Genomic DNA, 6,750 nt, shown 5'->3' with positions numbered 1-6,750 from the left:
CCCCCGGCCTGCTCCACGGGCCCGGGTCCGCACTGGCCTCGCCGCTGACCGAGTCCGTCGACTGGAGCGCGGTCGCCCCGGCCGCGATCCCCGCCGCACTGGCCGTACTGCTGCTGGTCGCCGACCTGTTCCTGCCGCCGCGCCGCAAGCAGTTGTTGGCCTGGGCGACCGTGGCCGGGCTCGCCCTCGCGCTGCTCTCCCTGATCCCGCTGCGGGCCGGGCACCACGCCACCTTCTGCCGTACCGACCTCACCGGCGGCGGCTGCTCGTACACCGCGGACCGCTTCGCGCTCGTGGTGCAGGTGCTGGTGCTCGGCGGGGCGCTGCTGACCGCGTTGCTGTCCGCACCCGCGGTCGAGGAGGAGCTGCCGGCCGGCGAGTTCTGGTTCCTGCTGCTGGCCTCCGCGGCCGGCGCCACCCTGCTGCCCGCCTCCCGCGACCTGGCCACGCTGATCGTCGCGCTCGAGGTCACCACGCTGCCGGCGTTCGCCCTGGTCGGACTGCGCCGCGGGGACCGGCGCAGCAGCGAGGCCGCGCTGACGTTCTTCCTCACCTCGGTGACCGCCACCGCGGTGTCGCTGCTCGGCATCAGCTTCCTGTACGCCACCACCGGCACGCTCTACCTGGACCAGATCGGCCGCACGCTCGGCCACGAGTCCGCCCAGCTGCACACCCTCGGCAAGGCCGGAGCCGCCCTGACGCTGATCGGTTTCGCCTTCAAGCTGGCCGTGGCGCCCTTCCACTTCTGGGTGCCCGACACCTACGCGGGCGCGCCGCTGCCGGTGGCCGCCTATCTGTCGGTGGTCGGCAAGGCGGCCGGCTTCTCCGGCCTCATCCTGCTCACCACGCTCGCCTTCCACGCGTACGCCGACACCTGGGGCCCGGCGATGGGCGTCCTCGCCGCGCTGACCATGACCGTCGGCAACGTCGGCGCCCTGCGGCAGCGGCCCGACGCCGAGCGCAGCGCCGTACGGCTGCTGGCCTGGTCGTCGATCGGCCAGGCCGGCTACCTGCTCGTGCCGCTCGCCGCCGAGTCCGCCGGCCGCCCGGCGGGCTACCACGTCGGCACCACCGTGGCGTACGCCCTGATGTACGCGGTGGTGAACCTCGGCGCCTTCGCCGTCGCGGCCCTGGTCAGCCGCGGTGCGCCGCGCGGCCGGCTGACGGACTACCGCGGCCTGTACGCGTCCCGGCCTGCGGCCGCCCTCGCGCTCGCGTTCTTCCTGCTCTGCCTGGCCGGGCTGCCGCCCGGGCTGATCGGCCTGTTCGCGAAGGTGGCCGTGTTCTCCACCGCCGTCGACGCCCAGCACGGCTGGCTCGCGGTGATCATGGCCGTCAACGTGGCGATCGCCCTCGTGTACTACCTGCGGTGGACGGCGCTGCTGTTCGGACGCGGGGAGAGCGGGAAGGAAGGGGACATGACCGGGACGGTGGGCACGGCGGGCGGAGCCGGCGTCGCGCCGGCCGCGCGTACACCCCTCGCCCTGACCGCCGCCATCGCGCTGGCCGCGGCGGCCGGTCTGGTGCTGTCCGGGGCGCCGCAGATCGTGCTGCGCTACGCGGAAGGGGTGCTGCTGTAAGTACGCGGCGGGCCGCCGGGCGCGGGGTGTGTCGCAGCGAAGCGCAGGTGGGACGGGGTTTCGGCGCGATTCGGGAGGTAGCGCTGTGTGTGCGCGAGGGAACCAACGGCGCCCGAGTCGCGTTGACCAGTCCAGGAGGTTTTCCTGAAGGGGGAGATCCCCCCGACACACACTTTGGAGGGCGCACGTGCACCGCCGGCACAACGGGCTGAAGACCGCCGTACTCCTCGGTGGCCTGTCCGCACTCATCCTGGTCATCGGCGGCCTCTTCGGCCGGACCGGGCTCATCGTGGCGCTCGTCATCGCCCTGGGCACGAACGCGTACGCGTACTGGAACAGCGACAAGCTGGCGCTGCGGGCCATGCGCGCGCGTCAGGTCAGCGAGTTCGAGGCACCCGTGATCTACCGGATCGTGCGCGAGCTCTCGACGGCCGCCCGACAGCCGATGCCGCGGCTGTACATATCGCCCACACAGGCACCGAACGCGTTCGCCACCGGCCGCAACCCGCGCAACGCGGCGGTCTGCTGCACCGAGGGCATCCTCCAGATACTCGACGAGCGCGAGCTGCGCGGAGTGCTCGGCCACGAGCTGAGCCACGTCTACAACCGGGACATCCTGATCTCCTCGGTGGCCGGCGCGCTCGCCTCCGTCATCGTCTTCCTGGCGAACTTCGCCTGGCTGATCCCGATCGGCCGCTCCGACGACGACGACGGCCCCGGCATCCTCGGCATGCTCCTGCTGATGATCCTCGGCCCGATCGCCGCCTCCGTGATCCAGCTCGCCGTCTCCCGCTCGCGGGAGTACGAGGCGGACGCCTCCGGTGCCCGTCTCACCGGTGACCCGCTTGCGCTCGCCTCCGCGCTGCGCAAGCTCGACAATGGCACCAAGCAGCGCCCCCTGGCGCCCGAACCCCGGCTGGAGACCACCAGCCACCTCATGATCGCCAACCCGTTTCGCCCGGGTGACGCCTCCAAGCTGTTCTCGACGCACCCGCCGATGGCCGAGCGCATCGCGCGCCTGGAAGAGATGGCAGGTCGTAACCAATGAAGACGATCCTCAACGTGATCTGGCTCGTGCTGTGCGGGCTGTGGATGTGCCTGGGCTACTTCCTGGCCGGGGTGATCCTGTGCATCACCATCATCGGCATCCCGTTCGGCATCGCTGCCTTCCGGATCGGCATCTATGCGCTGTGGCCGTTCGGCTACATGGCGGTCGAGCGGCGCGACGCCGGCGCCGGTTCCCTCGTCGGCAACATCCTGTGGTTGATCCTCGCCGGCTGGTGGCTGGCGCTCGGCCACATCGTCACCGGGATCGCCCTGTGCATCACGATCATCGGCATCCCGTTCGGCATCGCGAACTTCAAGCTGATTCCGCTGTCGCTGATGCCGCTGGGCAAGGAGATCGTGCCGACCGACGAGCCGTTCGCCACGCGCTGAGCGGGGCAGGTCGGGGTGAGGCGCGCGTCGTGCGACGCGCGCCTCGCGGTTTTCGGGCGCGGGGCCGGCGGGGCCGCGCAGTGAACGGACCGGTGCCTTGGCCCGTACTCTCCTAGTCCAGCTCTTACTGAGGAGATCGCGATGACCCTGCAAGTCGGCGACAAGGCACCGGACTTCACCCTCCCCGACCAGTCGGGCACATCGGTGACGCTCAGCGAGCGGCTGCAACAGAAGATCGTCGTCCTGTACTTCTACCCCAAGGACAACACCCGCGGCTGCACCGCCGAGGCGTGCAGCTTCCGCGACGGCTACGAGAACTTCACCGACGCCGGCGCCGAGGTGATCGGCATCAGCTCCGACACCGTCGAGTCGCACGAGAAGTTCGCCGGGCGGCACGAACTGCCCTTCACCCTGCTCTCCGACCGCGACCGCGCGGTCCGCAGGCAGTACGGCGCCACGACGCTCGGCGTCGTCCCCGGCCGGATCACCTTCGTCATCGACCGGGACGGCACCGTCCAGCACGCCTTCTCGTCGATGATGAACATCGGCGGCCACGTGGACGACGCGCTGGCGGTCGTGAAGCGGCTCCAGGGCGAGGGCGCGGGTGGGAGCGAGGCCGGGAACGGGGCCGGGAGCGGGGAGTAGCGAAGCGGAGGCCGGCGTGGGTGCGTTGACACCCAGCCGGCCTCTTGCCGTTCCGCTGTAGCCGCCGTAGCCGCCGTAGCCGCCGTAGCCGCCGGAGGGCGTGGCGGCAGCCGCTACCGCCGCCGCTCAGCGGTAGTTGACGAACTGGAGTGCGAAGTCCAGGTCCTTGCCCTTCAGCAGGGTCTGTACGGTCTGGAGGTCGTCACGGCTCTTGGAGCTGACCCGCAGTTCGTCGCCCTGGACCTGCGCCTTGACGCCCTTCGGGCCCTCATCACGGATGATCTTCGCGACCTTCTTGGCGTTCTCCTGGGAGATGCCCTCTTCGATCGTGGCGAAGATCTTGTACTCCTTGCCGGACAGCTGCGGCTCGCCCGCGTCCAGCGACTTCAGCGAGATCCCCCGCTTGACCAGCTTGGTCTCGAAGACGTCCAGGATCGCCTTCACGCGCTCCTCGGAGTTCGCCTCCAAAAGGATCTTCTCGCCCGACCAGGCGATCGACGCGCCGACGTTCTTGAAGTCGTAGCGCTGCGAGATCTCCTTGGCGGCCTGGTTGAGGGCGTTGTCGACCTCCTGCCGCTCGACCTTCGAGACGATGTCGAAACTGGAGTCGGCCATCTTCAGTGGGCTCCTTGACTGTGTTCATCGGTACGTCGGTTCCATCACATCCGCGACGGCCCGACCCGGCACCGCCACCGGCCCAGCCTAGCCACCCGCGCCCCCGATGCCCGGATCAATCCGGTGGCGAACCACCCCTCTGCATCAGGTATCGTTTACCCCGTCGCCACGACCCCCGGCCCCCCAGGCCGGCCCGCGGCGCATCCCATGGCGGTATGCCCGAGTGGCCAATGGGAACGGACTGTAAATCCGTCGGCTTAGCCTACCGTGGTTCGAATCCACGTGCCGCCACCTCATGTAGAGCGCCCCTGACCAGCGATTGTGCTGGGCAGGGGCCCTCTTCGTGTGCGGGCTGGGGGAGCCGTCGTGTCTCGCCGAGCCCCCTCCGTTCCGCCGTCCGTCAGCCTCTCCGGACGAGACCTGGACGGGACTACTCGGCCCGACCCGGGGACGTGTGGTCGGCTGGACCGGCGAGATGACAGCCGGCCCACCGTGTGACGGTTGCCCGCTACTTGGTGCCCCAGGTGCGGAGGATTCAGGTGGATGCGGTCCCCTCGCCCAGTAGCCGTAGCGCAAGGGAGCGCAGTTCTTCGTCGTCCTCGTAGCGGGAGTCCAGCCGTCGTGCCGAGTACGCGCATGTCTCCAGCAGATGCGTCAGCCGGGGCGGTGCGATGCCGATGGCGGCGAGGGTGCGCAGGGCGGGCAACCGCTGGTAGGCACGGTCCCGCCGCTCGGGGGTGATCGACGGTGCGGCCAACTCGATCAGAGCGGGCAGGACGGGTTCGGGATCACCGGTGATGCGCCAGTACGCGTCGGCTGCCCGGGCACGGACGCGGTCGGAGCCATCAGCCGAGCCATGGTCGAGGAACGCTGCGACGGCCGGGGCGAGCGGAGCGCCGGACCGCCCGAGGCGGCCCACTTGGGGAAGCACCGACTCAAGTGCCTTGCCGCTCAGCAGGTCTGGCAGAACGGCGACGGCCCGGTCCGTATCACCGGTGAGCAGGGCCAGGGAGACGGCGGCGACGGCGCGGAGGCCGGGGTCGCGGGTGTGGCCTGCGGCGTCGGCGAGCAGGCCGAGGGTTTCGGCGTCGGCCGCGCCGGGCGGTAGCGAGCCGAGCACTTCGGCGCATGTGCCCGGACGCTCGGTGAACGCTGCTTTGAGTTGCGGCAGCCAGGCCACGGCGAGTTCGGGGTCGAGCGCGGCGATCAGGCTTTCCACCCACGGATGCCCTACAAGGGTCGGCGGTGCGGCCAGCAGCAGGGGACGGGCCCGTTCCCGGTGATGGGTCAGGAGGGTGGCGAGCGCGGGACCGTAGTAGGTGGAGCGGAGGTCGAGTACGCGCAGGTCGCCGCAGCCGGCGAGGGCGTGCTGCGCGTAGGCGGAGGTCTCGCGGTCCGGGGAGCGGGCGGCGCTGAACAGGCAGTCGCGGGCGGGCTGTCCCAGGTCGCCGGCCTTCACCACCCAGGGTCCGAGGTACCTCAGCGTGGCTCTGCGGGAGATCTCGTTCTCGGCGTACGGCAAGGCGGCGATGAGCGCGGCGGTCGTCCGTGGTTCCTGGTCACGCCAGGTGCCGGCGACATCGTCGGCCAGCCGCGAGCCCTGCTCGTGGACGTCGCCGGCCGAGATCCACGCGTCCGCGACGTCCAGCGCGCCTTCCGGGTCCTCGGCGAGCAGATGATGGGTCGGTGGTGCGGGGTACGGGAACGGCGGCCCGTCCTCTTCGTATCGGTGCGTACCGGGTTCCGGCCCGCCGTCCGCGGCCATCACCTTCAGCAGGTCGGCCGGGTACGGCGGACGGGCCCGGGCCAGCCCGAGCAGCGCGGCATCGGCACGGACCTTGCGCGAGCGGTCCTTGAGCGCCGCGGCCTCCAACTCACGGGGCAGATCGGTGATCGGGTCGAGCCAGGTCAGCGCGGTCAACGCGTCCGCGCGGACACCGTCGTGCGGGTCATGGCGGCACAAGTCGGCGAGGGTGCCCAGGTGTTCCGGAGCGGCGGGCCGCCCGGCGGCATAGACCAGGCGGATCGCGTACTGCCGAACCTCGGGGTCCGCGTCGCCGAGGTGGACCGTGAGCGCGGGGATCTCGGCCCGCGCTGCGGCGCGGATCTCCAGGTGGAGCGGATCGGTGCTCTCCCATTCGTCGTCCTCGGCGAGGGTGGCGATCATGAAGAGCCCGAACGAGCGCTGGAAGTCCACGTGATGGGCGAGGTGTGCGAGAAACGGCACCGCGGCGAGGGTCGAGCTGTACACCGAGCCCTGGTGATTGATGGACGTGATCAGTTCTCCGACCACCTCTTCGCCGCTCGCAGTCACCGCGTCCGCTTCGGCGTACAGGGCACGCATCCAGCCGGGCACCTCTGTGGCGGGTCCGTAGGCATGCTTCAGGGCGGACCAGTCGACGTCGTCCAGTTCCTCGGGTGGCCTCACAACGGCAACGTAGCCGGGACCACCGACAACGTCCCGACCGCTGCC

General features: G+C 70.7%; 6 protein-coding genes and 1 tRNA gene. 5 read left to right on the top strand and 2 right to left on the bottom strand.

The features are described 5' to 3' along the window. Positions 1–8: 8 nt before the first annotated feature. The 4 genes from AC13HU_RS28635 to AC13HU_RS28620 all read left to right on the top strand — a co-directional run bounded on the left by AC13HU_RS28635 (position 9) and on the right by AC13HU_RS28620 (position 3,662). Positions 9–1,580, top strand: a complete 1,572-nt coding sequence (locus AC13HU_RS28635) for an NADH-quinone oxidoreductase subunit N (protein WP_483044860.1) — start codon at positions 9–11, stop codon at positions 1,578–1,580. Between the two features lie 187 nt (positions 1,581–1,767). Further along, positions 1,768–2,628, top strand: coding sequence for a zinc metalloprotease HtpX (gene htpX, locus AC13HU_RS28630; protein WP_483044859.1), 861 nt, complete (start codon positions 1,768–1,770; stop codon positions 2,626–2,628). Beyond that, positions 2,625–3,017, top strand: a complete 393-nt coding sequence (locus AC13HU_RS28625; protein WP_483044858.1) for a YccF domain-containing protein — start codon at positions 2,625–2,627, stop codon at positions 3,015–3,017. Before htpX ends, AC13HU_RS28625 begins: the two co-directional genes overlap by 4 nt. A gap of 141 nt (positions 3,018–3,158) precedes the next feature. Continuing rightward, positions 3,159–3,662, top strand: a complete 504-nt coding sequence (locus AC13HU_RS28620) for a peroxiredoxin (RefSeq protein ID WP_483044857.1) — start codon at positions 3,159–3,161, stop codon at positions 3,660–3,662. Positions 3,663–3,788: 126 nt separating this feature from the next. Here AC13HU_RS28620 and AC13HU_RS28615 read toward each other — a convergent pair whose 3' ends face one another. After that, positions 3,789–4,277: a YajQ family cyclic di-GMP-binding protein gene (locus AC13HU_RS28615; RefSeq protein WP_483044856.1), complete on the bottom strand. Its 489-nt coding sequence runs from the start codon at positions 4,275–4,277 to the stop codon at positions 3,789–3,791. 209 nt (positions 4,278–4,486) lie between these two features. Between AC13HU_RS28615 and AC13HU_RS28610 the strand changes: the two genes are divergently transcribed. Continuing rightward, a tRNA-Tyr gene (locus AC13HU_RS28610) sits at positions 4,487–4,568 on the top strand. Positions 4,569–4,812: 244 nt separating this feature from the next. On the opposite strand, the gene AC13HU_RS28605 is transcribed toward AC13HU_RS28610, so the two are convergent. Beyond that, positions 4,813–6,705, bottom strand: a complete 1,893-nt coding sequence (locus AC13HU_RS28605; protein WP_483044855.1) for a HEAT repeat domain-containing protein — start codon at positions 6,703–6,705, stop codon at positions 4,813–4,815. Between the last annotated feature and the right edge of the window lie 45 nt (positions 6,706–6,750).

Source organism: Streptomyces sp. NH27, from assembly GCF_056859195.1.
The sequence above is the reverse complement of the archived record's forward strand: the minus strand, read 5'-3'. Positions and strand labels throughout refer to the sequence as shown.

Bases quoted from the DNA above. Each gene is read 5' to 3' on its own strand.
- AC13HU_RS28620 (WP_483044857.1), top strand. From the start codon at position 3,159: ATGACCCTGCAAGTCGGCGACAAGGCACCGGACTTCACCCTCCCCGAC.
- AC13HU_RS28625 (WP_483044858.1), top strand. From the start codon at position 2,625: ATGAAGACGATCCTCAACGTGATCTGGCTCGTGCTGTGCGGGCTGTGG.
- AC13HU_RS28615 (WP_483044856.1), bottom strand. From the start codon at position 4,277: ATGGCCGACTCCAGTTTCGACATCGTCTCGAAGGTCGAGCGGCAGGAG.